30 protein-coding genes are annotated in these 25,821 nt (G+C 73.9%); 15 read left to right on the top strand and 15 right to left on the bottom strand.

All coding sequences use genetic code 11. The features are described from left to right. The first annotated feature begins 78 nt into the window (after window positions 1–78). A complete protein-coding gene (locus GA0070610_RS03855) occupies window positions 79–1,221 on the top strand; it encodes an RCC1 domain-containing protein (protein WP_449288792.1) in 1,143 nt (380 codons plus the stop codon). 168 nt (window positions 1,222–1,389) lie between these two features. After that, the gene (locus tag GA0070610_RS03850) at window positions 1,390–2,100 is read left to right on the top strand and encodes a hypothetical protein (protein ID WP_088998754.1); all 711 of its coding nucleotides are present in this window, start codon (window positions 1,390–1,392) and stop codon (window positions 2,098–2,100) included. Between the two features lie 7 nt (window positions 2,101–2,107). Here GA0070610_RS03850 and GA0070610_RS03845 read toward each other — a convergent pair whose 3' ends face one another. After that, entirely contained in the window at window positions 2,108–2,704 is a 597-nt protein-coding gene (locus tag GA0070610_RS03845; RefSeq protein ID WP_157747023.1) for a hypothetical protein, read from the bottom strand. 97 nt (window positions 2,705–2,801) lie between these two features. On the opposite strand from GA0070610_RS03845, the gene GA0070610_RS03840 reads away from it, so the two are divergent. The 6 genes from GA0070610_RS03840 (at window position 2,802) to GA0070610_RS03815 (ending at window position 8,363) form a co-directional block, all read left to right on the top strand. Further along, window positions 2,802–3,359, top strand: a complete 558-nt coding sequence (locus tag GA0070610_RS03840) for a DinB family protein (protein WP_088998752.1) — start codon at window positions 2,802–2,804, stop codon at window positions 3,357–3,359. Between the two features lie 85 nt (window positions 3,360–3,444). Next, window positions 3,445–4,338, top strand: coding sequence for a septum formation family protein (locus GA0070610_RS03835; RefSeq protein WP_088998751.1), 894 nt, complete (start codon window positions 3,445–3,447; stop codon window positions 4,336–4,338). A 196-nt stretch (window positions 4,339–4,534) separates the two neighbouring features. After that, complete coding sequence (locus GA0070610_RS03830) at window positions 4,535–5,713, top strand: sensor histidine kinase (RefSeq protein WP_088998750.1); 1,179 nt, start codon at window positions 4,535–4,537, stop codon at window positions 5,711–5,713. After that, the gene (locus tag GA0070610_RS03825; RefSeq protein ID WP_088998749.1) at window positions 5,703–6,878 is read left to right on the top strand and encodes a hypothetical protein; all 1,176 of its coding nucleotides are present in this window, start codon (window positions 5,703–5,705) and stop codon (window positions 6,876–6,878) included. Before GA0070610_RS03830 ends, GA0070610_RS03825 begins: the two co-directional genes overlap by 11 nt. After that, a complete protein-coding gene (locus GA0070610_RS03820) occupies window positions 6,851–7,564 on the top strand; it encodes a response regulator (RefSeq protein WP_088998748.1) in 714 nt (237 codons plus the stop codon). Before GA0070610_RS03825 ends, GA0070610_RS03820 begins: the two co-directional genes overlap by 28 nt. A gap of 73 nt (window positions 7,565–7,637) precedes the next feature. Further along, complete coding sequence (locus GA0070610_RS03815) at window positions 7,638–8,363, top strand: hypothetical protein (RefSeq protein WP_089003246.1); 726 nt, start codon at window positions 7,638–7,640, stop codon at window positions 8,361–8,363. Window positions 8,364–8,432: 69 nt separating this feature from the next. On the opposite strand, the gene GA0070610_RS03810 is transcribed toward GA0070610_RS03815, so the two are convergent. The 8 genes from GA0070610_RS03810 to GA0070610_RS03775 form a co-directional block, all read right to left on the bottom strand. Then, the gene (locus GA0070610_RS03810) at window positions 8,433–9,191 is read right to left on the bottom strand and encodes a lysophospholipid acyltransferase family protein (RefSeq protein ID WP_088998747.1); all 759 of its coding nucleotides are present in this window, start codon (window positions 9,189–9,191) and stop codon (window positions 8,433–8,435) included. A gap of 113 nt (window positions 9,192–9,304) precedes the next feature. Further along, window positions 9,305–11,365: an amylo-alpha-1,6-glucosidase gene (locus GA0070610_RS03805; protein ID WP_088998746.1), complete on the bottom strand. Its 2,061-nt coding sequence runs from the start codon at window positions 11,363–11,365 to the stop codon at window positions 9,305–9,307. Then, window positions 11,365–11,742: an SCP2 sterol-binding domain-containing protein gene (locus GA0070610_RS03800; RefSeq protein ID WP_089003245.1), complete on the bottom strand. Its 378-nt coding sequence runs from the start codon at window positions 11,740–11,742 to the stop codon at window positions 11,365–11,367. Before GA0070610_RS03800 ends, GA0070610_RS03805 begins: the two co-directional genes overlap by 1 nt. A 232-nt stretch (window positions 11,743–11,974) precedes the next feature. Further along, the gene (locus GA0070610_RS03795; RefSeq protein ID WP_088998745.1) at window positions 11,975–12,391 is read right to left on the bottom strand and encodes a CBS domain-containing protein; all 417 of its coding nucleotides are present in this window, start codon (window positions 12,389–12,391) and stop codon (window positions 11,975–11,977) included. A gap of 116 nt (window positions 12,392–12,507) precedes the next feature. Next, on the bottom strand, window positions 12,508–12,948 hold the full coding sequence (locus tag GA0070610_RS03790) for a PPOX class F420-dependent oxidoreductase (RefSeq protein WP_088998744.1): 441 nt from the start codon (window positions 12,946–12,948) through the stop codon (window positions 12,508–12,510). 138 nt (window positions 12,949–13,086) lie between these two features. Next, window positions 13,087–14,112 carry an aspartate-semialdehyde dehydrogenase gene (locus GA0070610_RS03785; protein WP_088998743.1) on the bottom strand — a complete coding sequence of 342 codons (1,026 nt, stop codon included), beginning with the start codon at window positions 14,110–14,112 and terminating at the stop codon, window positions 13,087–13,089. A 248-nt stretch (window positions 14,113–14,360) separates the two neighbouring features. Then, complete coding sequence (locus tag GA0070610_RS03780; protein ID WP_088998742.1) at window positions 14,361–15,707, bottom strand: M16 family metallopeptidase; 1,347 nt, start codon at window positions 15,705–15,707, stop codon at window positions 14,361–14,363. Then, entirely contained in the window at window positions 15,707–16,999 is a 1,293-nt protein-coding gene (locus GA0070610_RS03775; protein WP_088998741.1) for a M16 family metallopeptidase, read from the bottom strand. The genes GA0070610_RS03780 and GA0070610_RS03775 overlap by 1 nt, the downstream gene beginning before the upstream one ends. 89 nt (window positions 17,000–17,088) lie before the next feature. Here GA0070610_RS03775 and GA0070610_RS03770 point away from each other — a divergent pair, with 89 nt between their 5' ends. Next, window positions 17,089–17,829, top strand: coding sequence for a phosphodiesterase (locus GA0070610_RS03770; protein WP_088998740.1), 741 nt, complete (start codon window positions 17,089–17,091; stop codon window positions 17,827–17,829). Here the strand turns inward: GA0070610_RS03770 and GA0070610_RS03765 are convergent. Both GA0070610_RS03765 and GA0070610_RS03760 read right to left on the bottom strand, forming a co-directional pair. Beyond that, window positions 17,796–18,011: a hypothetical protein gene (locus GA0070610_RS03765; protein ID WP_089003244.1), complete on the bottom strand. Its 216-nt coding sequence runs from the start codon at window positions 18,009–18,011 to the stop codon at window positions 17,796–17,798. The genes GA0070610_RS03770 and GA0070610_RS03765 overlap by 34 nt on opposite strands. A gap of 60 nt (window positions 18,012–18,071) precedes the next feature. Then, window positions 18,072–19,226 (bottom strand): alkaline phosphatase PhoX, encoded by a 1,155-nt coding sequence (locus GA0070610_RS03760; RefSeq protein ID WP_088998739.1) that lies wholly within the window; start codon window positions 19,224–19,226, stop codon window positions 18,072–18,074. A 312-nt stretch (window positions 19,227–19,538) separates the two neighbouring features. Here GA0070610_RS03760 and GA0070610_RS03755 point away from each other — a divergent pair, with 312 nt between their 5' ends. The 3 genes from GA0070610_RS03755 (at window position 19,539) to GA0070610_RS03745 (ending at window position 21,567) form a co-directional block, all read left to right on the top strand. After that, window positions 19,539–20,627, top strand: a complete 1,089-nt coding sequence (locus GA0070610_RS03755) for a 3-deoxy-7-phosphoheptulonate synthase (RefSeq protein ID WP_088998738.1) — start codon at window positions 19,539–19,541, stop codon at window positions 20,625–20,627. A gap of 359 nt (window positions 20,628–20,986) precedes the next feature. After that, entirely contained in the window at window positions 20,987–21,226 is a 240-nt protein-coding gene (locus GA0070610_RS03750; RefSeq protein WP_088998737.1) for a hypothetical protein, read from the top strand. Between the two features lie 131 nt (window positions 21,227–21,357). After that, the gene (locus GA0070610_RS03745) at window positions 21,358–21,567 is read left to right on the top strand and encodes a hypothetical protein (protein ID WP_088998736.1); all 210 of its coding nucleotides are present in this window, start codon (window positions 21,358–21,360) and stop codon (window positions 21,565–21,567) included. Window positions 21,568–21,655: 88 nt separating this feature from the next. Here GA0070610_RS03745 and GA0070610_RS03740 read toward each other — a convergent pair whose 3' ends face one another. Genes GA0070610_RS03740 through GA0070610_RS03730 form a run of 3 tightly spaced genes read right to left on the bottom strand, consistent with a single transcriptional unit; the run spans window position 21,656 to window position 22,884 of the window. Beyond that, window positions 21,656–22,192, bottom strand: a complete 537-nt coding sequence (locus GA0070610_RS03740) for a DUF1360 domain-containing protein (RefSeq protein WP_088998735.1) — start codon at window positions 22,190–22,192, stop codon at window positions 21,656–21,658. A gap of 45 nt (window positions 22,193–22,237) precedes the next feature. After that, on the bottom strand, window positions 22,238–22,558 hold the full coding sequence (locus GA0070610_RS03735) for a hypothetical protein (RefSeq protein ID WP_088998734.1): 321 nt from the start codon (window positions 22,556–22,558) through the stop codon (window positions 22,238–22,240). Beyond that, a complete protein-coding gene (locus tag GA0070610_RS03730) occupies window positions 22,558–22,884 on the bottom strand; it encodes a DUF6158 family protein (protein WP_089003243.1) in 327 nt (108 codons plus the stop codon). The genes GA0070610_RS03735 and GA0070610_RS03730 overlap by 1 nt, the downstream gene beginning before the upstream one ends. A 120-nt stretch (window positions 22,885–23,004) precedes the next feature. Here GA0070610_RS03730 and GA0070610_RS03725 point away from each other — a divergent pair, with 120 nt between their 5' ends. Together GA0070610_RS03725 and GA0070610_RS03720 are read left to right on the top strand one after the other, a co-directional pair. Then, window positions 23,005–23,421, top strand: coding sequence for a hypothetical protein (locus GA0070610_RS03725; RefSeq protein WP_088998733.1), 417 nt, complete (start codon window positions 23,005–23,007; stop codon window positions 23,419–23,421). Window positions 23,422–23,448: 27 nt separating this feature from the next. Then, window positions 23,449–23,778, top strand: coding sequence for a DUF3817 domain-containing protein (locus GA0070610_RS03720; RefSeq protein WP_088998732.1), 330 nt, complete (start codon window positions 23,449–23,451; stop codon window positions 23,776–23,778). Between the two features lie 6 nt (window positions 23,779–23,784). On the opposite strand, the gene GA0070610_RS03715 is transcribed toward GA0070610_RS03720, so the two are convergent. Further along, entirely contained in the window at window positions 23,785–24,267 is a 483-nt protein-coding gene (locus tag GA0070610_RS03715; protein ID WP_231925894.1) for a DUF6232 family protein, read from the bottom strand. A 543-nt stretch (window positions 24,268–24,810) separates the two neighbouring features. Between GA0070610_RS03715 and GA0070610_RS03710 the strand changes: the two genes are divergently transcribed. Beyond that, window positions 24,811–25,785, top strand: coding sequence for a C40 family peptidase (locus GA0070610_RS03710; RefSeq protein ID WP_088998730.1), 975 nt, complete (start codon window positions 24,811–24,813; stop codon window positions 25,783–25,785). Window positions 25,786–25,821 lie beyond the last annotated feature (36 nt).

Here is a 25,821-nt window from a genome sequence, read left to right as displayed (position 1 = left end):
CGGGAGGGGCGGCTACGGACGCGATGGCGGCGGGCAGCCCGAACTGCCGCCGCGGCAGCGGCCTCTGTGGGGATCACCGTGCTCGCCATCGGGCTCACGGCGGGTGCGGCCACGGCGAGCGCCGGCTCTGCCGACCGGGGCACGCCGAACGCATCGCTCGCCGCCGGGCCGGTGTCCCGGGTCGCCGCAGGCGATCTGCACACCTGTGCGATCCGCGCGGATGACGCGCTCTGGTGCTGGGGCAACAACTTCTACGGCCAGCTCGGCGACGGCACCACCACGCAACGGACCGCTCCGGTCCGGATCGGCGACGCCGCCACCTGGGCGCGTATCGACGCCAGCATGAGCACCACCTGCGGGGTACGCGCGGACGGAACGCTGTGGTGCTGGGGCAGCAACCACAACGGGCAGCTCGGCGACGGCACGACCACGAAGCGGACCAGCCCCGTACGGATCGGCGACGGCACCTCCTGGGCCAGCGTCAGCACCGCCGCCAACCACACCTGTGCGGTCCAGACCACCGGCACCCTGTGGTGCTGGGGCTCGAACCGCCACGGGCAGCTCGGCACCGGCGTGACCCCCTATCTGGCGACCGCCCCGGTGCAGGTCGGCACGGCGACCACCTGGGCGAGCGTCACGACCGGGTACGCGCACACCTGCGCCACCCGCGCCGACGGGACCCTGTGGTGCTGGGGCAGCAGTTCGGACGGGCAGCTCGGTCTCGGCATCCGGGACTACCGGGCGACACCGACGCAGGTGGGCACCGCGACCACGTGGACCGGCGTGACGGCCGGGTACGTGCACACCTGCGCGGTTCGCGCCGACGGGACGCTGTGGTGCTGGGGCGAGAACGGGTACGGCCAGGTGGGTGGGGGCGTCGGCTTCCAGACCACCCCACTGCAGGTCGGCACGGCCACCACCTGGGCGAGGGTCGAGACGGGCATCGACTCGTCGTGCGCGACGCGCACCGACGGCAGTCTGTGGTGCTGGGGCAACAACGCGTCCGGGCAGCTCGGCGACGGCACCACCACCCACCGGTCGACCCCGACCCGGGTCGGTAGCGCCACGACCTGGGCGAACAGCCTCGCCGCGTCGTACCACGCCTGCGCGATGCGCACCGATGGCAGCCTGTGGTGCTGGGGCGACAACTCGTTCGGGCAGCTCGGCGACGGCACGACCACCCAACGGTCGACCCCGGCACAGGTGGCCCTGCCGGGCTGACCGCCACCGTGGACGAGCGGGCTGTCGGTCCGCGCCGCTGCCGGCTCGGCGACGGCGCGGACCGACGGCCCCGCACCATCGGCCGGTTCCGCACGGTGAGGCCGGAGAGCAAGGGCCCGGACACTTCTGATCTTGACGGCTGCCGTCGCCGCGCCCGAAGGTGACCGGATGACGTCGAAGGTCTGGCTCACCCGTGATGAGGACTTCCGCCCAGGCGCCGAGCTCTTCCGCAGCGACCGGCTGTTCGTGCTGTGGTCGTACTCGGCTACCTACGGGCAGTTGCTGCTGCGGGCGGACCAGTCGCCCGGTGGTGGCGGCCGCCTGCCGACGACGGTCGAGGTCCTGTTCAACCCGGTCGACGCGGTACGGATCGAGGCGGCGTACCGCGGTCTGCTGATCCGATGCGCAACCGAGGAGGAGGCCGCGCGGATCCGCGGCGGCCTCTCGGACGACGAACACCGCTCCGGGAACTCCCGGGTGCTCGTGCTGGAGGGCGAGGGGGCGACGGGCTACGTGGTCACGGTCAACGTGGGGTGGTGCGAGGGCGAACTGTCGGACCTGCGACCCTCGCTCTTCAACACGTTCAGCCCGTACCTGCCGATGTGGCCGGTCAAGCCGCTCCTGGGAGTCGGCGGTGAGCTCGACATGGCCTCGCCACAGGAGGTGGCGGAGGCGTTCCTCACGGGCCTGCCGGAGGGCGTACGACGGGAGCGGTACCGCAGCGTGCACCTGCTCACGGCGGTGACCGAGCAGGACGGCCGCCGACGCCGGGACAACCTGGGCGTCTTCCTCACCGAGGCGGACGCCGAGGAGGCGAGGCGACTGGTCGAGCCCCACGTCGCGAGCTGCTGGGTCGAGCCTCTCCCGGTGGTGCTGTAGGAGGCCGTCAGCGGAGCCGGACGTCGAGGGTCGGGAAGTCGTACCAGGTCAGCTCGAAGGACGAGCCGCTCTCCGGCACCACCGGGAACACGCCCCAGCTCTCCACCCGCTCCCCCGGCGCGATGGCGAAGGACTCGTCGGGCCGCGTGGTGGTGCACCAGGTGGAGTCGGGACGCACCGTACGGCCGTCCGCCAGGACGATCTCCGAGGACGTCCGGTCGACCTCGGCGGTCGGGCAGCTCACCGGCCACGGCACCGGCGAGCCGTTGCGGTACGTCAGGTTCAGCCGCAGCTTGCCGCCGGTGGTCTGCGCGCTGACCAGCGTGACCGTCAGGCCCGACTGGCTGTAAACCAACTGGTCGAGCTGGTACGTCCGACCCGCAGCCGGGGAGCCCGGCGACGCGCCGGCAGCTGGAGAACCCGGGGATCCCGTCGACGGGCCGCCGACGGCGCCGGTGGTGACGGCGACCCGCGCGGACGGCGTCGGGTCGGCCCGCCCGGATCCGCCGCGGTCGGCCAGGTACCAGCCGCCGAGGGTGCCGACCACGGCGAGGCACGCCGTCACGGCGACGACAGTGAGCAGGCCGACGTACCTTTTCGTCACGGTGGGCTCCCGACGGCGGTGAGAACGGCGACGGCGCGAAGGTAGCACCACCGTCCAAAGTCGGCGGCTCGTCGGTGGTGGGGCGTAGCGTCGGGGCATGGAGCTCGACTGGAACGGTGAGCTGCTCGAACAGCTCGACTGGCACTGGCAGCGGCAGGCCCGCCCGCGCCTCGACGGGATGACCGACGCCGAATACCACTGGGAGCCCGTCCCCGACACCTGGGGCGTACGGCCGCGCGGGCGCAGCACCGCCCCGATGGCGGTCGGGCAGGGCGATCATCTGATCGAGTTCGCGATGCCGCAGCCCGATCCCGCGCCCGTCACCACGATCGCCTGGCGGATCGGGCACCTCGTCGTGGGGGTGTTCGGCGCACGCGTCGCCGCCCACTTCGGTGGTCCCCCGGTGGACTACGGCTCCTTCGCGTACGCCGGCACCGCCGACACGGCGCTGGCGCAGCTCGACGAGGCGTACGACCGGTGGATGGCCGGGGTTCGCGGCCTGGGCCGCGAGGGCCTGGCCCGGCCGTGCGGTCCGGCGGAGGGACCCTACGCGGACCGGTCGCTGGCGACGCTCGTGCTGCACATAAACCGGGAGGCCATCCACCACCTCGCCGAGATCGCGTTGCTGCGCGACCTGCACCTGCGGCTCGGCTGACCTCGGCGGTACGCCCCGCGGGCATCCGGTCCGGCCCCGGGTGCCATATGCTGCGCCGGTTGTGACGGGGCACGGGGAGGAACACATGCGACGCTGGCTGGGCGTCACGGCTTCGGCCGCGCTGGTCGCGGCGGCGGTGAGCGGGTGCGGCACGCCGGCCGGCACGGACGGGGACCTGACCGACGACTGGCGGCCGGTGGCCGAGGCCCGCCAGTTCACGCCGCAGGCCGGCGAGTGCCACGTCGTCGCCGAGCCGACCGCCTACCTCACCAGCCACCAGCCGGTGGACTGCGCGAAGGCGCACCTCGTCGAGACGTTCCACATCGGCACGTTCACCGGCGACCTGGCCGCCCGCCCGGTCCCGCCCCGCGTCGGGTCGGCGGCGATGCGGTCCGCGTTCGCCGAGTGCGACGCCAAGGCCAAGGAGTACGTCGGCGGCGAGTGGCGCGACGCCCGGCTGTCGGTGCAGGTGGCGCCCACGTCGCCGGCGGGCTGGACGGGCGGCAGCCGGTGGTACCGGTGCGACCTGTTCGAACTCGACCCGGTGAGCGGCGCCAACGGCGACAACGACCGGCCGGTCAACCGGGCGGGCAGCCTCCGTGGCGTGCTGAAGGCGGCCACCCCGCTGCGGTACGGCTGCGCCGAGGAGGACGACTGGTCCAACCTGCTGGCGGTCCCGTGCACGAAGTTCCACCGCTTCGAGTACGTGGGCGTCTGGACCGCGCCCGACGTGTCCTACGACGACGCGACGAAGGACGAGGACGCCGTCCACGCGAAGTGCCGGCCGGTCATCGCCCGCTACGCGAAGGTGCCGGTCGACGGCATGCTCCGCTACCGCACGGGCAGCACGTACCGGTTCCCGTCGGAGCAGGCGTGGGCGCGCGGCGACCGGGGGGTGCGCTGCTGGTACTGGTCCAGCGGAAAGAAGCTGACCCGCTCGATCGCGGGCGGCGGCACGAAGGTGCTGCCGATCAACTGACCGGGTGCCCGCGGGGGCGGTGCGGGCAGGTCACCGTCCTGTCGGTGGTGCGAAATCCGCACCGGGAGGGGCTGACCGACCGGCGACACGGCACGCACCGAGGGTGATCGCGGGCGGATGCTCGTGCTATTCTCCGGCGTCGATCCCCCGTTTTGGCCCGGATCGGGTCGTTGTCGCAGAAGGACCCTCTTTCCCGATGCCGGCCGTCGCCGCACCGACCACGTCGCCGACCACGCTGGACACCCCGGCCGGTGGCGCGTTCACTCTCATCTTCACCCGCCTGCCGGCGCTGCTGCGCCTGGCCTGCGGCCTGGTCGGCGCGGTGGTCGCCCTGTCGGTGCGTACCCCGCCGGTCGAGCCGGCGCTGCTGGTTCCGGCCGTCGCGGCCCTGACCGCCTGGTCGGTCTGGTACGCGTTCCGCGCGCTGCGCCACGGCATCGGCCGCCCGATGGTGCTCGGCGACGTGGCGCTGACCGCCGCCGCCTGCCTGGCGATGCCGGTGCTGGTCACCCCGGAGGTGCTGCCCGGCGAGGTGAGCTGGATCGCGGTGCTGGCCAGCACCACGGTCCTCAACGCGCAGGCCAACGCCCCCATCGGGTGGTCGGTTCCGGCGGGGCTGCTGGTGACGGCGGCGTACGCGACCGGCGCGCACGCCGCCGGCCAGCCCGACGAGGCCGCCGCGCACGCGGTGACGCTGCTGGTGCAGACGGCCTGCGGCGCGCTGATCACCGCCATCATGCGGCGGCGGATCGGTCGGGCCGACGACGCCTTCGTGGCGCACCAGCGGCTCACCCGGGAGTCGCTGGTCGCCCGGACCGCGCGGGACGCGGAGCGGCGGCAGAACCGGGATCTGCACGACACGGTGCTGGCCACCCTGACGATGGTCGGGCTGGGCGCGGTCGCCGGCCCGTCCGCCGCGCTGCGCGAACGGTGCGCCGCCGACCTGCGTACCCTCACCGCGCTGGCCGACGCGCGGTCCGCGCCCGACGAGGGGCCGGTGCCGCTGGACGGGCGGCTGCGGGCGGTGCGCGCCCGGCTGCCCGAGCTGCCGGTCACCACCGAGCTGGCGCCGTGCGTCGTGCCCGCCCCGGTCGCGGAGGCGCTCGCGGAGAGCACGTACGCGGCGCTGTCCAACGTGCTCCGGCACGCGCCGGGCGCGTCCGCCGCGCTGCGGCTGAGCCGGGTCGCCGACACCGTCGTGGTCGAGCTCGCCGACGACGGTCCGGGCTTCGACCCGGCGGCCGTTCCCGCGCACCGGTACGGGCTGCGTGAGTCGGTACGCGGCCGGATGTCCTCCGTCGGCGGGCGCGCCGAGATCGACTCGCGCCCCGGCGCCGGTACCCGGATCCGGTTGGAGTGGTCCGATGTCGACTGAGACGACGACCGCTCCGGCGACGGCGGTGCCGACGGCGCGTACGCCGGACGAGGGCCGGTCCCCGGTGGACCCGGCGGCGGCGGTGGCCGCCGCCTCCGACGGTGGCGCCCGGGTCGTGGCGGTGGTCATCGCGCTGGCCTGGCACACGGCGATCGCGCTGCCCGCGGTGCTGGGCGCGTGGGCGGAGCTGGCCGCGCCGGCGGTGGTCCTCGCCGGCTGGCTGCTCATGGCGGCGGTCGGGGTGCTGACCGGCCTCCGGCTGCTGCGCCGCGCGCGCCTGCTGGCCTGGCCGTTGGTCGCGCTGCTGCTGGTGGTCGACGCGGTGGTCGTCGCGGCGGCCGGTGAACGGCAGCTCTTCACCGCCGCGAACTGGGTGTGGGGCACCCTCGGCTGGTTCTTCGTCATGGTGCTGTGGGGGCGGCGGGTCTACGGGCTGATCGCGGCGCTGGGCGTACACGCGCTGATCGCGCTGGCCGGGGTACTCGGCCACGGCGCGACCGCCCCCGCCGACCTGGCCCGGTACGCCATGTCCGTCTACGCCACGTCGACGCTCCAGGTGGCGGTCTTCGTGGGCGGTACGGCGATCGCGAGGCTGGCCCGGCAGCGGGCCGGCGCGGCGGCCGCCGCCCACGCGGCGGAGGCCGAGCGGGACGCCGCCGAACGGGCCCGGCGGGAGCGGCGCGCCCGCTTCACGCTGGCCGGCGGCGCCGCCGAGGAGGTGCTCGCGGAGCTGGCCGACGGCCGGGCCGACCCGGCCGACCCGGACGTGCAGCGGCGGGCCGTGCTGGCCGCCGCCCGGCTGCGCCGGCTCATCGCCGAGTCCGACGACGTGCCCGACCCGCTGCTGCACGAGCTGCGGGCCGCGGCCGACCTGGCGGAGCGAAACGGGCTGCCGATCGACCTGGTCACGATCGGCGACCCGCCGCCGCTGCCGGTGCAGGTGCGTCGCCGGCTGGCCGACCCGCTCACCGCGCTCCTGGCCGACGCCCGGGGCTGGGCCCGGCTGACCGTGGTCGCCGGTCCCGACGAGGTGGTGGTCGGCCTGGTCACGCCCGACCGGGCCGGCCCCGACACCGCCGGACCGCCGGGCGACGACGGGCGGGTGGAGTACCTCTACGAGCGGGACGGGGAGATCAGATGGGCGCAGACCCGGTGGCGGGGTTGACCGGTGGCCGGTCGGTGGGCGTGGCGATCGTGGACGACCACCCGGTCGTCATCGAGGGCGTACGCGTCTGGCTGGCCGCCGAGCCCCGGCTGCGGGTCCTGGCGACCGGTGACGACCCCGACGCCGTGCTGCGGGCCGCGCCCGACGCCGACGTGATCCTGCTCGACCTGCGGCTGCACGGGCGGATGGCCCTGGACAAGCTCGCCGAGCTGAGCGCGGCCGGCCGGCGGGTGGTGGTCTACTCGGAGCACACCGACCCGCAGACGATGCTCGCCGCCCTGGACGCCGGGGCGGTCGCGTTCCTGGCCAAGCACGAGGGGCGGGAGCACTGCGTGGCCACCGTGCTGGCCGCCGCCAGCGACCGCCCGTACGTGCCGCCGGCGCTCGCCGGGGCGATCGTGGGTGACCCCCGCCCTGACCGGCCCGCCCTGTCCGACAAGGAGCGCGAGGCGCTGCTGCTGTGGTTCCAGTCGATGTCGAAGGCGTCAGTGGCCCGTCGGATGCGGATCAGCGAGCACACCGTGAAGCAGTACGTCGACCGGGCGCGCATCAAGTACACCCGAGCGGGGCGACCGGCCGCCACCAAGGCGGCGCTGCTCGCCCGGGCGATCGAGGACGGCCTAGTCCGGCCGGAGGAGATCGGCATCTACCGGTCACAGGCTTCCTACGACCGGCCGACCCCCTAACGGGCGTCATGACAGCCGGCCGGGGGTCGGCGACGCTCGTGGTGAGATGCCGTCGGCAGCGGAGGTCATGACGATGCACGATGACGCGTCCCCCTTCTTCATCGCCCCACACCGCTTCGACGCGGACGACGACGTGACCCCGGCGCTGGACCGGCGGCACGAACTGGTCGTCGAGGCCGGCGAGCGGGTGCTCGCCCGGCGCCGGCTGCACGCCTCGGGGCACCTGCTCGGCCCCACGGAGGCGCGGCAGCGGTGGACGTTGCCTGAGCCGGTGGCGGTCACCGTCACCGACCGGCGGATCGCGTACGCCGGCGCCGGGCCGCAGCTCGCCCTGGTCGGCGGGGGCGGTGCAGGCGCGCGGCACCGCCGAGGCGTGCGGTTGCCGGGCCTGATCAGCGGTCAGATCCGCTGGCAGTGGCCGTCCCGGCTGGAACTGCTGGCGGCGGAGCCCGGGGAGCACGCCCGCCTGCTGGTGGTCTGCGACGCGCTGCGCACCATCCAGCAGCCGACTCTCGGATTCACCGGGCCCGCCGGGGAGATCGTCGAGCTGACCCGCCTGGTGCGCCGGGCGGTGGCCGGTTTCCGGCTGGCCCACCCCGAGCTGGTCGACCTGTCGCCGCCCGAGCGGGACGTGCTGGCGGTGCGCGCCGGGGCCGGGCCGGGCGCCGGCGAGACCCGGATCACCCTGCCCGGGTCGCTGCCTGTCGAGTTCCAGTCCCGGGAGGACTACTACCGGCCGGGACGCGTCGACCGTGGCTGGCAGGGGCCCGCCGCCGGCGCCGCCTCGGGGCACCGCTGAGGCCGACGGTACGGGCGGCAGTCCCGGCGCCGACGACCACGTGCGCCGGGGCGTAGCGCCGCGGGGATGTCAGGCGTCGGGGTCGACCGCGGCGGCCCGGCGGCGCACCTCCAGCTCGGCGGCCTCCTCCAGGGTGGGGGCGGTGCCGCCCAGGTGCACCGGGAGCCACCAGGTGTCGTCGGGGCCGGCCGGCTTGTCGGGGTAGTTCCGCTGGGCACGGTCGACGAGCGCGGTCAGCCGCGCCTTCAGGTCGACGGTCATCGCGTTGGCGTCCGGGTAGTCGGCCGGGTCCATCGGCTCGCCGACCAGGATGGTGATCGGGATGTGCCGGCGGTTGAGGGTGCGCGGCCGACCCTTGGTCCAGAGCCGCTGCGTGCCCCAGATCGCCACCGGCAACACCGGCACGCCGGCCTCGGTCGCCATCCGGGTGGTCCCGCTCTTGAGTTCCTTGACCGTGAACGACCGGCTGATCGTGGCCTCGGGGAAGACGCCCACCACCTCGCCGCGCCTCAGGGCGCTGACCGCCGTCGCGTACGACCCGGCACCCGCCCGCCGGTCGACCGGGATGTGCCGCATGCCCCGCATCAACGGGCCCGAGATCTTGTGCGTGAAGACGGACTTCTTGGCCATGAACCGCACCAGCCGCTTCGCGGGGTTCGCGCCCAAGCCGCAGAAGATGAAGTCGAGGTAGCTGATGTGGTTGCTCGCCAGCACCGCCCCGCCCGTACGCGGCACGTGGTGTGCGCCCTCGATGGTGATCTTCAGGTCGAGGACCCGGAACATCGTCTTGGCGGCAGCGATCACGGGCGGGTACACGAGTTCCGGCATGGCGCGAACTTACCCTGCCCGGCTGAAGGCCATGCCGGCCCGCCAGCGGTGGCGGCCTCGGGTGGCGGCCGGCCGGCGGCGCGCGGTCGGGTCGCGCCGCCGGCCGGGTCGCGCTAGTCGGTCAGCCGGTGCATGTCGAGGCGGCCCCGGGCGAACGCGTCGACGCGGCCCCAGCGCCCCGGGATGTCCAGCACCTCGATCCGGCCCATCCCGATCGGCAGCCGGGGTTCCACCGCGAGGTGCCCCTCGTGCGGCTCCAGGCCGAGCATCGTGCGCAGCAGCAGCAGCGGCGTGCCCGTCGACCAGGCCTGCGGGCTGCACGCCGTCGGGTACTCGACGGGGAACTTGGTCAGCTCGCGCGGGTAGCCGCCGAACGCCTCCGGCAGCCGGCCCTCGAAGTAGGTGGCCGCGTCGAGGATGCCGTTGGCGATGACCGCCGCCTCCTCGGCGAAGCCGTACCGGCGCAGACCCCAGGCGATGAACGAGTTGTCGAACGGCCAGATCGTGCCGTTGTGGTAGCCGATCGGGTTGTAGCGCACCTCGCCCTCGGCCAGTGTGCGTACGCCCCAGCCGGTGAAGAGCCGGGGCCCCACCAGGTGCTGGGCGACCTTCTCGGCCCGGTCGTGGTCGACGATGCCGCTCCAGAGCAGGTGGCCGATGTTGGAGCTCAGCACGTCGCACTGGCGGCCGTCCGGGTCCAGGGCCAGGGCGTAGTACTCGCCGTCGTCCACCCAGAAGTCCCGGTTGAACCGTTCCTTCAGCGCCGCAGCCTCCCGCTCCAACCGGTCGGCCAACTCCGGATCGCCCCAGAACTCACGGGCCAGCCGGGCGGCGCGCACCTTGGCGTCGTACGCGTACCCCTGCACCTCGCAGGTGGCCCGGGGGAACGGCGGCAGCGTGCCGTCGCGGTAGGAGATGGAGTCCCAGGAGTCCTTCCAGCACTGGTTCTCCAGGCCGGTGTCGGTGTTGCGGCGCTCGTACCAGATGTAGCCGTTGCCGACCAGGTCGGCGTAGTCGTCGATCCACTTCAACGCCGCCCGGCACTCCCGCTCCAACTCCATGACCAACTCGGCGTCCCCGCTCCACTTCTCGTACTCGTCGAGCAGCACCAGGAACAGCGGGGTCGCGTCCACCGACCCGTAGTACGGCGAGTGCGGCTGTTCCTCGAAGGCGGCGGTCTCGCCGTAGCGCATCTCGTGCAGGATCCGGCCCGGGTCCTCGTCCCGGAAGTCGTCGAACCGGGTGCCCTGGAGGGAGGCCAGGATCCGCAGCGTGGTCTTCGACAGCTCCGGCGTGAACGGCAGCGTCTGGAGGCAGGTCAGGATGCTGTCGCGGCCGAACATGGTCATGAACCAGGGCAGCCCGGCGGCGGGTAGCGTCGCCCCGCCGAGGGAGAGTGGCGAGAAGCGCAGCGCGGCCAGGTCGATGAGGCTGCGCCGGTACGTGGAGGCGACCAGGTCGTGCTGGCTGTTGACCTTGGGGGCCCTGGCGATCCACTCCTCCAGGTCGTGCTGGAGGGCGCGCCGCTCGGTGGTGTGCGCCCGCAGCCCCATCCGCAGGTCCCGCCCGCCCGGGGAGACCGCCGTGGTCTTGACGTCGATCTCGGCTGCCCACCGTTCGTTGGGTTGGAGGTGGAGCGAGTACGCGAAGCCCCTGCGGTCGTACCTGGGCGACGGAGACGCGGAGATCAGCGTCTCCCGGATGAAGTTGCCCCGCCGGTAGCCCAGGCGCAGCCGGTCGGAGTCGACCTCCGTGTAGATCTCGCCCTTCTTGTTGAGGATCTCGTCCTTCACCTGGAACAGGTCGGCGAAGTCGGACGCCGCCGCCATCCTGATCTCCAGGTCGACCGGCTTCTCGTCGTGGTTGAGGATGGTGAGCGTCTCCCGGAAGCTGCCCCCCACCGCGCGCTCCCGGATGATCGACAGCTTGGCGTCGACGTAGTGCGTGGCCATTCCCGGCACCAGGAAGAAGCGGGCCTCGTAGTACTGGAGGTCGTCGTACGACAGAGGGGTGAGCCGTTCCCCGTTCACCGTCAGCACCCACGTCGACAGGTAGCGGGTGTCCAGGGCGAAGAATCCCGTCGGTTCGCTCGGCGTCGCCTCGATGTCCCCGGTGTCCTCCGACACCACGAAGGTGCTGCCGTCCAGGATCCGGACCGTGTTGCTCTGCGCCATCACCGCACCTCCATGTAGCTGTGGAAGCGCCGGCGGGGTCCGCGGGCGTCCGGGTGGCTGGGGAAGAGCCGCTCCAACTGCAACACCAGCCGCAGGTCCCCGCTGACCGTCATGTCCCCGCGCAGCAGCGCCGCCACCCCGTCCTCGCGGCCGGCGGCGAGTTCCTCGAAGAGTGCCGGGCTGATGCCGACCACCGTGTCGGCCTCCTGGTCCTCCCGGCTCACCTGGAGCCGTCCCTGGTCGACCCGCAGCAGCCAGTGTGTCGTCTGCGCCCCCTCGTGCAGGTCCAGGCGCAGGGTCCCGGAGGACTTCGCCAGCAGGGGGTCGTACCCCCGCCGGTCGAGGTCCTCGAAGAACCTCGTCGTCGCGTCCACCATCGGGTCCTCTCCTCCCCCGTCGGTCAGTTCCGACCAGGGGTCCCCCTCCGGCGCCGGGCCAACCTCGCCCGGATGGGGTGAGTCGCTCCCGTCCGGTGCGTCGAGACCGAGCAGCACCACCAGCATCGCCGTCGTGATCGACCGCATGTCGCCCCGGGTGACGCGCCACGCCCCTGGTGAAGACGCGACGCCGGCTCCCGTCTCGGGGAGCCGGCGCGCCGCGGCGGACGGGTCAGTTGTTCGGTTCGTCGGCGCTGATGTCGGCGAGCACCGACTGCGGCTCCCGCTCCACTGCGAGGTCGCCCATCGAGACCAGGCCGACCAGCCGCCCGTCGTCGATGACCGGCAGCCGGCGCACGGCGTACGTGCGCATCAGGTCGGCGGCGGCCACCGCGTCGTCGTACTGGCTGACCGTGATCACGTCCTTGCTGGTGATCCGGTTGAGCGGGGTCGAGTTCGGGTCCATGTTCTCGGCCACGCCCCGTACCGTGATGTCCCGGTCCGTCACGATGCCGATCACATCGTCACCGTCGGTCACCACCACGTCGCCGATGGCGCTGTCGCGCATCTCCTGCGCGGCGGCGGTCAGCGTGTCGTTGCCGTCCATCGTCACCAACCGGGTCGTCATGAACTCTCCGACCGTTGTCATGGTGCTCCCCTCTCGGTGTCGGCACCGCCGTCTACCCGCCGACCGCACGGGGTAACGCGAGGCGCCCCGGGGCAGGGAGGCCACGCGGGCGGGAGGGGCCAGGCGGGCGGGAGGGGTCAGGCGCGCGGTGGGACGCCGTAGAGGCGTTCGACGTGCAGCCGGAGCACGAGGCGCCCCTCGGCGACCATCGCCCGCCGGTAGTCGGCCCAGTCCGGATGTTCCCCCTGGATCGCCCGGTAGAGGTCGACCAGCTCGGCCACGGTGGCGTCGTCCGGGTCGGCGGCCACCGGCGTCAGCTCGGCGCGCGCCTCCGCGACCGCGTACGCCCAGCCGTCGGCACTGCCGACGTGGAAGGAGGCGCGCGGGTCCCGGCGCAGGTTGGCGGTCTTGGCCCGGCCGTCGGTCACCGAGACGCGGATCAGGGCCGACGCGCCGTCGAAGGCGTAGATGACGGTGGACAGCTGCGGGCGCCCGTCCCGCTTGAGCGTGGCCAGCACCCCCAGCCGGTGGCCGGCGACCAGCTCCGTCAACGCCCGCTGGGTCTCGTCGTCCGCCACGGCAACCTCCCGCTCAAACCGGTCACGGCGGTCCCATCGAACCACGGCGGACGCCCCGCCCGACGTAGCCGGCGCGACCGGGCCCCGTCGGAGGACGCGACGGGCCCCCGCCGACGGGGGCCCGGAGAGGCGTGCCGGTCAGCGGCGCTCGGCGGCGACCAGCTCGGCGAGCTGCACCGCGTTGAGCGCGGCGCCCTTGCGCAGGTTGTCGTTGGAGCAGAACAGGGCGAGGCCGTGCTCGACGGTCTCGTCGGCGCGGATCCGTCCCACGTAGGTCGGGTCCTGGCCGGCCGCCTGCAACGGGGTCGGTACGTCGGCGAGCGCCACGCCGGGGGCGCCGTCGAGCAGTTCGCGGGCCCGCTGCGGGGTGATCGGGCGGGCGAAGCGGGCGTTGATCTGAAGCGAGTGGCCGGTGAACACGGGCACCCGGACGCAGGTGCCGGAGACGCGCAGCCCGGGGATCTCCAGGATGCGGCGGCTCTCGTTGCGCAGCTTCTGCTCCTCGTCGGTCTCGAAGCTGCCGTCGTCGACGATCGAGCCGGCGAGCGGGAGCACGTTGAACGCGATCGGCCGGGCGAACGAGCGGGGGGCCGGGAACTCCACGGCCGTGCCGTCGAAGGCGAGACCGGCGGCGTGCTCGGCGACCTTGCGGACCTGCTCGTCGAGTTCGGCGACGCCGGCCAGGCCGGCGCCGGAGACCGCCTGGTACGTCGAGACGACCAGGCTGACCAGCTCCGCCTCGGCGTGCAGCGGCCGCAGCACGGGCATCGCGGCCATCGTCGTGCAGTTCGGGTTGGCGATGATCCCCTTGGGGCGTACGGCGGCGGCGTGCGGGTTGACCTCGGCGACGACCAGCGGCACCTGCGGGTCCATGCGGAACGCCGAGGAGTTGTCGATGACGACGGCGCCGGCGGCGGCGACCCGCGGCGCGAGCTCCTTCGCGGTGCCCTTGCCGGCGGAGAAGAGGGCGATGTCGAGCCCGGAGTAGTCGGCGGTGGCCGCGTCCTCCACGGTCACCTCGCCGTCCCGCCAGGGCAGGGTGCGCCCGGCCGAGCGCGCCGAGGCGAACAACCGCACCTGCTCCGCCGGGAACTCCCGCTCCGCCAGCACCTGCCGCATCACGCCACCGACCTGGCCGGTGGCCCCCACAATGCCGATCCTCATGCCCGCGAGGCTACCCAGCCGGGCGGCCCGACCGGGAACGCTTTCCCACCCACCGGGGCCCGCGACGGCGTCGCGGTGGTCACCCCGGAACCGCCACCGGACGAAAACGACACCGCCGGGAGGGCCGGTGGGACGAGAGGATCGTCAGCCGGCGGGGCGGACCGCCGCAGCATCCACGCCGGCCGCCCCCGGACGGGACGCGGCGCCGGCCGGGGGCGGCGCGACGCACGTCACACCGCCCCGGCCGGTCAGGAGGCGTCCTCGACGAGTTCGCCCAGGCCGGTGGCGACGAGTTCGTCGCGGATCACGGCGGCGTCGCCCTCCACCACGAGGGTGAGTTCCTCCGGGCGCAGGTGCGTGGCGGCCGCCGCGGAGACCTGGGCCACGTCGGCGGCGAGCAGCGACTCCCGCAGCCGGGCGTGGTAGTCGTCGGGCAGGTCGTACACGACCAGGGTGGTCAGCGCGCCGGCGATGGCCCGGGGGCTCTGCAACTCCACCGAGAGCTGCCCGGCCCGCCAGGAACGCGCGACCGCCAGCTCCTCCTCGGTCACCCCGGTCTCGCGGGTACGGGTGATCTCCCCGACGGCCTCGACGACGGCCGGCGCGGTGACGGCCGTCTGCACGCTGGAGCTGACCCCGAAGCGGCCGAACCGGCGGGACGAGGCGAAGTCGCCCCGGATGCCGTACGTGTAGCCGCGCACCTCGCGGATCAGGTGGTTGAGCCGGGAGGTGAACGCCCCGCCGAGCACCGTGCCGGCGAGCGTCATCGGCACGTGGTCGGGGTGGGCGCGGTGCGGCGACGGGTGGCCCAGCCGCAGCGTGGACTGCACCGACCCGGGCCGGTCCACGAGGATGATCCGTCGGCCGGAGCGGGTCGGCACCTCGATCGGGCCGCCCTGCTCGACCGGCCCGCCGCCGGTGCCGGCGAAGGCCGTCGCGCCGAGCGCGTCCAGGTCCAGCCGTTCCAGGTCACCCGCGACGATCAGCGTGCCGGGGCGGATGAACCACTCGGAGTGGAAGACCGTGACGTCCTCGACGTCCAGCGCCGCCACCGACTCCGGGTCGCCGTACATGGGGCGGCCCCAGCGGTTGCCGGCGCCGAACAGGTCGGCGCGCAGTGCCGCGTCGGCCCGCGGGCCGGGGTTGGCCCAGTCCATCCGCAGCGCGGTCGCCTCGTCGTCACGCACCCGCCGGACGTCGTCCGGGTCCAGCTTCGGGGTGCGTACCGCCTCGGCGAGCAGCTCCACGGCGGCGCTCAGCCGCTCCACCGGCACCTGCACGCTGACCTGGAAGGAGTCCCAGTCCAGGCCGATCACCAGCTCGGTGCCGAGCCCTTCGATCGCCAGCGCGTACGCTGTCGCGTCGCGCTGCGCGGTCCCCTCCTCCAGTGCCTTGGCGAGCACCGCGCCGAGCCCCTCCTTGCCGGTCGGTTCGCGCCCGGCGCCCGCGTCGAGCAGCAGCAGCGCCACGGCCAGGTTCTGCCCGGGCAGGTGCGCGGCGACCACCTGACCACCGGCGACCGTGCGCCGGACCACCTGCGGGAACCGGTACGGGCGGGCGGCGCCCGGCCCGGGGCGGTCAGCGATCAGCGTCATCAGTGCTTCTCCTCGGGCAGGTAGGTCAGGGTCACCCGGTCGTCGGCGGCGAGCACCTCGGCGGCGGCCTCGGCGATCTGCTCGGCGGTCACCGCGAGCCAGGCCGGCAGCCGCTGCGCGGCCTTCGCCGGGTCGCCGAACTGGGTGGCGTAGCGCCCGAGCGTGTCCGCCCGGCCGTCCACCGTGGACATCTGCCGCCACCACGAGGTGCTCAACAGGGACTTGGCCCGGTCCAGCTCGGTGGCGGTGACCGGCACGGTGGCCAACTCGTCGACCACCTCGGCCAGCCCGGCGCCCAGCCGTTCGGCGCTGACCCCGGGGCGGGCCGTGGCGGTGGCGATCAGCGGCGCGGGGGCGTGCGCGAGGTCCACCCCGTACGCCCCGACGAGGTCGGGCTGGGCGATCCGCTCCCCGTCGGCGAGGCGCTGGTAGAGGCGGCTGCCCCGGCCGCTGCCCAGCACGGTGGCGAGCACCGTCAGCACGTCGTAGCCCGGGCTGCCGAAGGGGTGGGTGCGGTGCGCGACGTAGACGCGCGGCGCCGGCACGTCGGCGGTGACCGTCTCCACGGCGGGTCGGCCGGTGGCCGCGACGGTCCGGCCGTCCGGCGCGGGCGGGATCTGCGCGCGCGGCGGGATCGCGCCGAAGTACTTGTCGGCCAGCGCGAACACCTCGGCGGCCGAGGCGTCGCCCACCACGGTGAGCACCGCGTTGTTCGGCGCGTAGTAGGTCCGGTGGAACGCCTGGAAGGTGGCCAGGTCGGCGGCGTTGAGGTCGGCCATCGACCCGATCGTGGCGTGGTGGTAGGGGTGTCCGGGCGGATAGAGCAGCGGCAGCAACCGCAGCCAGGCGTCGCCGTAGGGCACGTTGTCGTAGCGCTGGCGCCGCTCGTTCTTGACCACGTCCCGCTGGTTGTCCAGCGTCTCCTGGGTCAGCGCGGGGACCAGCCCGCCCATCCGGTCGGCCTCCAGCCACAGCGCCAGTTCGAGGTGCTCGGCGGGGACGGTCTCGAAGTAGTTGGTGCGGTCCGGGTTGGTGGTGGCGTTGAGCGAGCCGCCCGCGCCCTGCACCAGCTTCATGTGCTCGGTCTTCGCCACGTTGACCGAGCCCTCGAACATCAGGTGCTCGAAGAGGTGGGCGAAGCCGGTCTGCCCCTCGGGCTCGTGGCGGGAACCGACGTCGTACCAGAGGTTCACCGCGACCGCCGGGGCGGTGCGGTCCTCACTCACCACCACGCGCAGGCCGTTGTCCAGGCGGGTGGTCTCGATGGGCCAGGGGTAACCGCTGTCGGGCATGGCACGACGCTATCCGATCGGGGGACGCGCAGCGGGACGCGCCGCACGCGGCGAGGCATCGACCGCCGGCCGCCGGGTACCGGGGAGGCATGCCGCCTGCCGCCACCGTGACCGACCGGGCCGCCGTCGCAGTCGACCGCGCGACCGCCGCCCTGACCCGGCTACGCCGGGCCCGCCTGCTGCATCCCGCGGGCCGCTCGTTCACGGGCGAGGTCGTCGTCTGGGGTACGCCGGGACCGCCGACCGGGGTGCCGCTGCTGGACGATCCGGGACGCTTCCCGGCGACCGTCCGGCTCTCCAAGGGCGTGCCCACCCCGGGCGCCTGGCCGGACGTGCTGGGGCTGGCCGTGCGGCTGCACTCCGACGCGGGCCGGCCGTTCGACCTGCTGGTCAGCTCCAGCGGGGCCGCGCCGCTGCTGCGGAACCTGCCGCTGCCCCGGCGCCGCTTCGCGGGGACGTACAGCACGATCATGCCGTTCCGCGCGGGCCGGCGGCGGCTCTTCCTGGCCGCGCTGGCCGACCCGGAGTCGCCCGACCTGGGCCGCAGCCTGCCCGAGGTCGCCGCCGCGGCCCGGGCGGACGCGCCGCGCCTGGTGCTCGCGGTCGCGTCCGCCGTCGGGCCGTGGCGGCCGTTCGGGCAGGTCAGCCTCGGTGCCCAGCTCAGCGCCCGCGACGACGCGGCGCTGGCCTTCGACCCGATCGGCAATCTCCCGCCGGGGCTGCGGGCGGTCGGCCCGATCGCCTGGCTGCGGGAGCACACCTACCGGGGCTCGCGACGGGCCCGGGGCGCCGTGGCTCAGTCGGGGGGCTCGATGGGGGTCACCGTCTGATCGGAGGTACGCCGCTCCAGCACGGTGTCGGGGGCGGCGTTGCGGTCCTCCTCCCGGAGGTCGGACTCGGCGAGGATGGCCGCCGCCTGCGCGTGGGGGTCGTCGCTGCCGGCCGCCGCCTCCTCGGGCAGCAGGTGGGCGCGGGACTCCACCCGTTCCTGGTCGCTCTGCTCGTGACTCATGACCGCCCACATACCCCGCCGGCGCCTCCGGCACGCCGCATGATCGCGCCCGGCGGGCGGTCAGGAGCGGAACGGGCCGCGTACCTCGTAGGTGATGCCCCCGGAGGAGGAGCCGGACGTGCCGCGCTGCGACGAGAAGTAGAACCGGCCGCCGTCGGGCGAGAACGCCGGCCCGCAGATCTCCGACGAGGACTGGCCGGTGATCCGCAGGAACGGGGCGACCACCCCCGCCGGCGTGATCACGTTGATCTCCATGTTGCCGCCGTCCTCGGCGACGTAGAGGTCGCCCGAGCGGGCCCCGGTGATGTTGTCCACCCCGGTCAGCGGCGCCGTCCCGGAGACCAGCGAGTCGTCGTACGCCAGGTCGATGCGCTGGTCGACCGCGTCGTAGGCCCAGACCCGGTTGTCGCCCTTGGTGGTGAACCAGCAGGTGCCGTCGGCGTACCAGCAGCCCTCGCCGCCGTTGAACCTCTTCGCCCCGGAGACCTGGTTGCGGGTGAGCGTGGGCGAGCCGTCCGGGTCGGGCACCCGCGCCCAGCTCACCGGGCCGCTGGTGCCCGTGCCGGCGACCAGCACCTCCAGCGTGCCGGCCGAGAGGTCGCCCCAGGTGGTCGGCCGGAACCGGTAGAAGCAGCCGCTGGTCTCGTCCTCCGTGAGGTAGACGACCTGTCGCTCCGGGTCGCAGGCCGCCGCCTCGTGGTTGAACCGGCCCATCGCGGCCCGCCGCACCCCGGCCCGGCCGCCCTGCGGGTACGTCTCGTACACGTATCCCCGGCTGACCTCCTCGCCGGAGAGCCAGGTCCCCCACGGGGTCGCGCCGCCCGCGCAGTTGCGGTTGGTGTTCGACAGGATGCGGTACGCCGAGGCGACGCTGCCGTCGGCGTCGAAGCGCACCGCCGAGGCCCCGCCGGTGGTCAGGATCTCGGAGTTCGAGACGTAGATCCATCCGGTGCCGGCGACGAAACAGGCGCCGCCGTCGGGCGCGTCGTGCCAGGTGTACGACGTCCCCGGCACCGTCTGCCGGGAGCGGGCGATCACCCGGCTGGTGAAACCGGCGGGCAGTTGGAGGCCGTTGGCGTCGGCCGCGCCGAGCGGCCCGTACGGGCTGGCACCGGGCTGAGCAGGGGCGGCCAGGGCGGCGCCGGCCCAGAGACTGCCGGAGAAGGCGGCGGCGCCGCCGAGGACGGTGGCGCGCAGGACGGTACGACGGTCCATCGGGAACCTCCGGGAAACAGCGGTCGGTGTCGATGAAACTACCGTCGAAGACATCGATGGAGGCGAACGCGAAGCGAGTCTTTCCCGACGATCGGGTGGACCTTCCCGCACGGTCGGGTACGCTGGGCCGCGTGACGCGTTCGTATCGATGGTTTAGGCAGCCGGCTCGCACGCCGGTGACTTCACCATGATCTGACGTCACCACATTCGAGCCGGCCGGGCAGGAGCTTCCGTTCCTGCCCTTTTGCGTACGAGCAGCCGGCTCGACCCGGGCACCGGCCCCGGGGCACGGTCGGCGGAAGGACTCCCACCGTGACGACCCCGGAGACCGATCGGGTCAGCGACCAACGGATCGACCGCGTCGTGCCGTTGACCACCCCGGCCCTGCTGCACCACGAGCTGCCCCTCGACGACACGCTCGCCTCGGCCGTACTGGCCGGGCGACGGGCGGTCGGTCGCGTGCTGGACGGTGCCGACGACCGGCTGCTGGTGGTGGTCGGCCCGTGCTCGGTGCACGACCCGGCCGCCGCGCTGGAGTACGCCCACCTGCTGCGCGAAGCCGCCGCGCGGGTGGCCGACGACCTGCTGGTCGTGATGCGGGTCTACTTCGAGAAGCCGCGCTCGACGGTGGGCTGGAAGGGCCTGATCAACGACCCCGGGCTGGACGGCTCCGGCGACGTCAACACCGGCCTGCGTACGGCCCGCGCGCTCCTGCTCGACGTGTTGCGCCTGGGGCTCCCCGTCGGCTGCGAGTTCCTCGACCCGATCACGCCGCAGTACATCGCCGACACGGTGGCGTGGGGAGCGATCGGCGCGCGGACGGTGGAGAGCCAGGTGCACCGGCAGCTCGCCTCCGGCCTGTCGATGCCGATCGGCATGAAGAACCGCCCGGACGGCAGCATCGGCACCGCCGTCGACGCCATCCGGGCGGCCGGCGTACCGCACGTCTTCCCCGGCATCGACGTCTCCGGCACGCCCGCGATCCTGCACACCCGGGGCAACGCCGACGGGCACCTGGTGCTGCGCGGCGGGGGCGGCCGGCCGAACTACGACGCGGAGTCGGTGGCCGGCGCCCTGGAGCTGCTGCGCGCGGCCGGCCTGCCCGAGCGCGTGGTGGTCGACGCGAGCCACGCCAACAGCGGCAAGGACCACCGCAACCAGCCGAGGGTGGCCGCCGACGTGGCGGCCCAGCTCGACGCCGGGCAGCGCGGCATCGTCGGGATCATGCTGGAGAGCTTCCTGCTCCCCGGCCGCCAGGACCTCGACCCGACCCGCGAGCTGACGTACGGCCAGTCGGTCACGGACGCCTGCATCGGCTGGGACACCACCGAGGAGGTCCTCAGCCACCTGGCCGCCGCCGTCCGCACCCGCCGCCGCACCGCCGTACCCACCTCCGCCTGACCGGCCTCGCCCGGTCGGCGTCGGGGTGGGAGAACGGTGCCGCCCCCGGGCCCTGAGGCTCGGGGGCGGCACTGGTGCCGGTGTGCAGGTCGCCTCTCGGCGAGTGGCGCGACGCGGCTCCAGCCGGACGGTATTCCGCGAAGGCAATTTAGGTGAGGCCCGGGGACACTGGTCACACCGACACCTGACTCAACGGGCGAACCGCCGCCGGTGTTCCGGCCTCCGCCATGACCGCCGTCACAGCCGGGGCCGCGCTTCCCGGGCCCCGCTCCGACGAGGCCACGCCACGAGGGACGCTCACGCACGGCGCCGGGGCGCGGTGACGTTTGGCCGATTCGGTCGCGGGTAGCTGACCTCTCGTGACCGACGACGCACCCGTGACGGACGCGCCCGTGGTCGAGGAGCCGGACATCCGGCGCCTCGACGATCTGCTCGAGGATCTCTACCACGGCCAGGAGCGGATCAGTCAGGCGGACATCTACCGCCGGGCCGTCTCCGCGGAGCTGCCCGCGCAGCTCCTCACCCGCATCGCCGCCCTGCCCGAGGGCGAGTACGCCGTGGACGAGGTCGCCGACCTGCTCGGCGGTTCGGTCACCTGACGCCCGGCGGTCCGGGCCGCCACGGCCCGGGCCGTGGCGGCCGTCGTCCGTGGGGCGGCTCGCCGCCCACCCGCCCCCCTGGGGCGGACGGCCTCGCGCACCCGAGGCCGACGAGCAGTGAGGAGAACGAGATGTCCCACCACGAGGAAGAACACGAGAAGCTGCCGGCGCTCGGCCAACCCCCCGGCGGCCGGGACACCCTGCCGGAGCCCGACTTCGCCAACGAGCACGACCGTACGGCGGTCGACCGGGACATCATCACGGGAGCCGACGCCGACGAGCGCGAGCCGGAGACGTCCCGCGGCTGGGCCGGCGAGGACCACGGCACGACCCCGACCTGATCCGCGCGACCCGGCGGGGCCGGGGACGTGGGACGGATCGACGTGCGAAGGGGGCCGGCGCGCAGCCGGCCCCCTTCGTCGTACGTCGTCAGTCCTCGTCGTGCTCGCCGCCCTCGGCGGCCTGCTGGGCCACCGCGTACGCCATCTGGAGGAAGTCCGAGGCGGCCACGGCGGTCAGCGCGGTCGCCACCAGGCGGGTCAGCCGGGGGGCGAGCACCAGCCCGCCGGTGAGCCCCGTGGCGACCCAGACCGCGAGGCAGAACGGGCAGCTCAGCAGCTCCCCGATCGCGTGCCGGGTGGAGCTGCCCTGGTCACGGACCTGCTCCATCACCTCGCCGCTGCCGATCGGCTTGTCGTATCGCGTGAAGGGCGCCCGCAGCGGGCTCGTCACCGCGTCCTTCGACAGCAGCCGGCTCAGCTTGTGGGTGGCGATGCTCAACAGCACCACGTCGGCCGGGGCGGGCCGGTCGGGCACCGGTCGGCCGGTCGCCCGGACCAGGCCGGCGATGCCGGCGGTCACCCCGGCGTAGGTGCCCATCGCCGCCAGGTAACCGCCCAGCGGCCGGTGCTCGTGCGGCGCGTACGCCTGGCGCAGCCGCGCCACCTTCTCCTTCAGGGCGGTCACCCGGTCTCCTCGGTCTTCTCGGTCTTCTCGCTGGTGCGGGCCGGCTCAGCCGGCCTGCAGGTTGTCGGCCACCTCGCGGGCGAGGCTGTCCAGCGCCTCGTCGGCCAGTCGCCCGGCGTCCGGCCCACCCGTGAGGTCGAGCCGCATCCGGGCGCCACCCGCCTGGGCGGGCTCCACCCGGATCTCCGCCGACCACTCCTCGGCGCCGCTCCACCGGGCGCGCAGTTCCTCGGCCCTGACCTCGTCGGCCGGGCTGCCGTCGGCGCGCAGTGGCTCGGGCAGCCACGCCGACGCCCGGGCGGGGTCGGTGGCGGTGTTGAAGACCACCTCCGGCGGCGCGGACATCCCGCGCTCGGCGGACGCCATCAGGCGTCCCGCAGCCGGCTCGGGTCGACCTCGCGGCCGGGGTGCCGGGCGAGGTACTCGGTCTCCAGCTCCGCCGTGCGGCGCAGGTGGTTGGCGAGGGCGGAGTCCGACGCGTGGCGCAACGTGTCCAGGCGCGTACGGTGCAGGCTGTGCATCTCCCGGGCCAGGTCCTCGTCGGCCAGCTCGGCCGGGTCGACGCCGAGCAGCTCGCCGTCGGGCTGGTCCGCCTCGCCGGAGGCCCTGTCGTGGACGTGGTCGCCATCCCACTCGGACATCCGCTGCTCCGGGCTGCCGAAGTCGTCCTGCCGTACCGATCCCGTCATGATCGACCCCCTGCTCTGGTTTGGGCTCGCGTCTAGACGGATGCCCACACCGGGTGGCACCAAACCAGAACGCCCTACGACGCCGTGTCGGAGACCGCTGCCGCCCCCGGTACCCTCGATGCCATGAAACGGCTCTGGACCCCGGCGTGGATCGCGCGCCACGTGGCCATGGTCGTGCTGGTCACCGGCTTCCTGGCGCTCGGCTGGTGGCAGGTCAGCCGGGCCGCCGCCGGCAACGCGATCAGCTGGGGCTACGCGGTCGAGTGGCCGATCTTCGCGGGCTTCGTGGTCTTCGTCTGGTGGCGTGAGGTCCGGCACACGCTGCGGGGGCCCGCGGCGCCGGCCGACACCCCCGGGGAGGCGTCCGCCGACGCCCCGCAGGCCGCCGCGACGCGCCCGGTCGTACGCCGGCCCGTCCGGGTCGCCCGCGTGGCCGCGGCTGCCGACGGCGGCGAGGACGGCGACCTGGCCGCCTACAACCACTACCTGCAATGGCTGAACGACAACCCGGGCGCCAAGCCCGGTGACTACCCCGGCTGAGGCCGGGATGCGAAAGGACGGACGACGGTGGGCGCAGCCCTGACCCGGTACCGAGTCATCGCCTGGATCGTCGGCGTGGCGCTGATCCTGCTGGTCGTGATCGGCATGCCGATGAAGTACGCCTTCGACGAACCGATCCTGGTGGAAACCGTGGGCCAGGCCCACGGTTTCCTCTACATGCTCTACCTGGTGGCCGCCTTCGACCTGTCCCGCCGGGCCGGCTGGCCGCTGAAGCGGATGGTCCTGGTCATGCTGGCCGGCACGGTGCCGTTCGTCTCCTTCTTCGCCGAGCGCCGGGTCAGCTCCTGGGTGACGGCGGAAGAGACCGGGCGCACGCCGGAGCCGGTCGCCGGCTGACGCCGGTCACCGGTTGGGCCGCCACGGGTCGACCGAGGCGAGCGGGTCCTCCCAGCCGCCGTAGCGGTTGATCTCCCGGGCCCGGCGCAGGGCCCGGGAGACCTGGCCGAACTGCCGCTCGTCGTCGCTGCTGAACAGCAGCACCCGCTCGCCCCGTCGCCGCCCCCACAGCTCGTACGCGGGCGGTCGCCACCGGTCCCCCACCAGCGCGACCAGCACCGGCAACAGGAACACCAGGCCCAGCACGAGGTACGCCCCCGCGGTGAGCCGTTGCAGCCCGCCGGTGAAGCCGAGCAGCAGGCCGACGCCGCCGATCATGGCGCCGGTGACGACGACGGCCCGCACCGCGACGCGGTCGTGCGGGCCCCGGCCGGTGTGCAGGTGGGTCAGCTCGTTGACCTGCCAGCTGTTGCGGCCGACGGTGAACCGGTCGACCGTGACGATGATCCCGGGTCGGGCGTAGAGGAGGGTGTTCTTCGCTGCGGTCACCGACGGTGACTGCGGCTGTCGGGTGGCGCCTTGAGGGTTCACGGTTCTACCTCCCTCGGCTGGTGCCGGGTCGGCTCCCGTCGACGGGTCTCGCGTCGGTGCCGGTCGGCGGGATTCCCGGCTGCGCGCTTCATTGTGTGGCGCGCGTGCCAGCCCCGACGGCGATTTCGGCTCGCGTCCGGGGCCGACGGCCCCGCGTCCCGTCGCTTCCGGCCACCGTGTCGGTCTTGTCGGTCATAACGGACCAGCGCCCGGCGGCATGCGTCGAGAACGACGAATGGCACACATCACCCCAACACCGGCAACAGCCGCAGTGACCCGCGCCGAGCCGGAGAAAGTTGATCACTCTGCGTGTCCCCGGTGATCAACAAGTTCCGTCACTCCGCGAACATTCGACCCAGCTTCAACTGCGCATCACTCCCGCCCCGGGATAGGTTGTCCGGGCCGGCCCGGTCGATCGCCGTCCACCCGGACAGCACCGGCCCGGTGTCGTCGGGGGCCTCAGCAGCCCGCGTCGGCCGATGGGAGAGGAGCCTTCCGCTCTTGTCGTCCCTCAGGAACACGCTGCGCGCCCTGGCGGTCGCCGTGGTGTCGGCCACGCTGCTCGCACCGGCGGTACCCGCCCGGGCCGAACCGTCCCCCGCCGAGCTGACCCGGCGGATCGAGAACTCCTCCGCGAAGCTCGAACACGTCGTCGAGGCGTACAACAAGCTCCGCGAGGAGATCAAGGCCAACCAGGCCGCCGTGGCGCGGGTGCAGAGCCGCATCGGCCCCCTGGAGCAGGAGACCGAGCGGAGCCGGGCCGACGTCGGCGAGATTGCGGTGACCGCGTACAAGACCGGCAGCAACCTGACCACCGCGGACGCGCTGCTGCGTCCCGGCGGCGCCGACACCCTGCTGGACCGGCTCGGCATGCTCGACCAGCTCACCCGGCAACGGCAGGCGAAGATCACGAACTTCACCGGCAACCAGCGCCGGCTGCTCGACGAGAAGACCCGGCTGGAGGTCACGCTGGGCCGGCAGGCGGCACAGGCCCGCGAGATGACCGCCGCGAAGAAGCGGATCGAACGCGACCTGGCCGAGCTCTACGAGCTGCGCCGGCAGGCGTACGGCCGGGCCACCGAGAAGCCGGCCGCCCGGCCCGACAGCGCGAAGCAGGCACCGGCGGTCTCCGGCCGGGCCGGCACCGCGGTGCGGTACGCGTACGGCGCGCTCGGCAAGCCGTACGTCTGGGGCGCCGACGGGCCGAACGGCTACGACTGCTCGGGGTTGACCTCGGCGGCCTGGCGGGCGGCCGGCAAGTCGCTGCCGCACAACACCCGGATGCAGTGGGGCGCGGTGACCCACATCAGCCGCAGCGAGCTGCGCCCGGGCGACCTCGTCTTCTACAGCGGGCTCGGGCACGTGGGCCTGTACGTCGGCGGCGGCCAGGTCATCGACGCGCCGAGCGCCGGTCGCAACGTGCTCAAGCGGGGCATGAACCTGATGCCCATCCAGGGCTACGGCCGGGTCCGCTGACCTCGACCGAGTACGGCGAACGGCCGGCGTCCCCCT

Origin of the sequence: Micromonospora echinofusca (assembly GCF_900091445.1) — a bacterium.
Lineage (GTDB): Bacteria > Actinomycetota > Actinomycetes > Mycobacteriales > Micromonosporaceae > Micromonospora > Micromonospora echinofusca.
The sequence above is the reverse complement of the archived record's forward strand: the minus strand, read 5'-3'. Positions and strand labels throughout refer to the sequence as shown.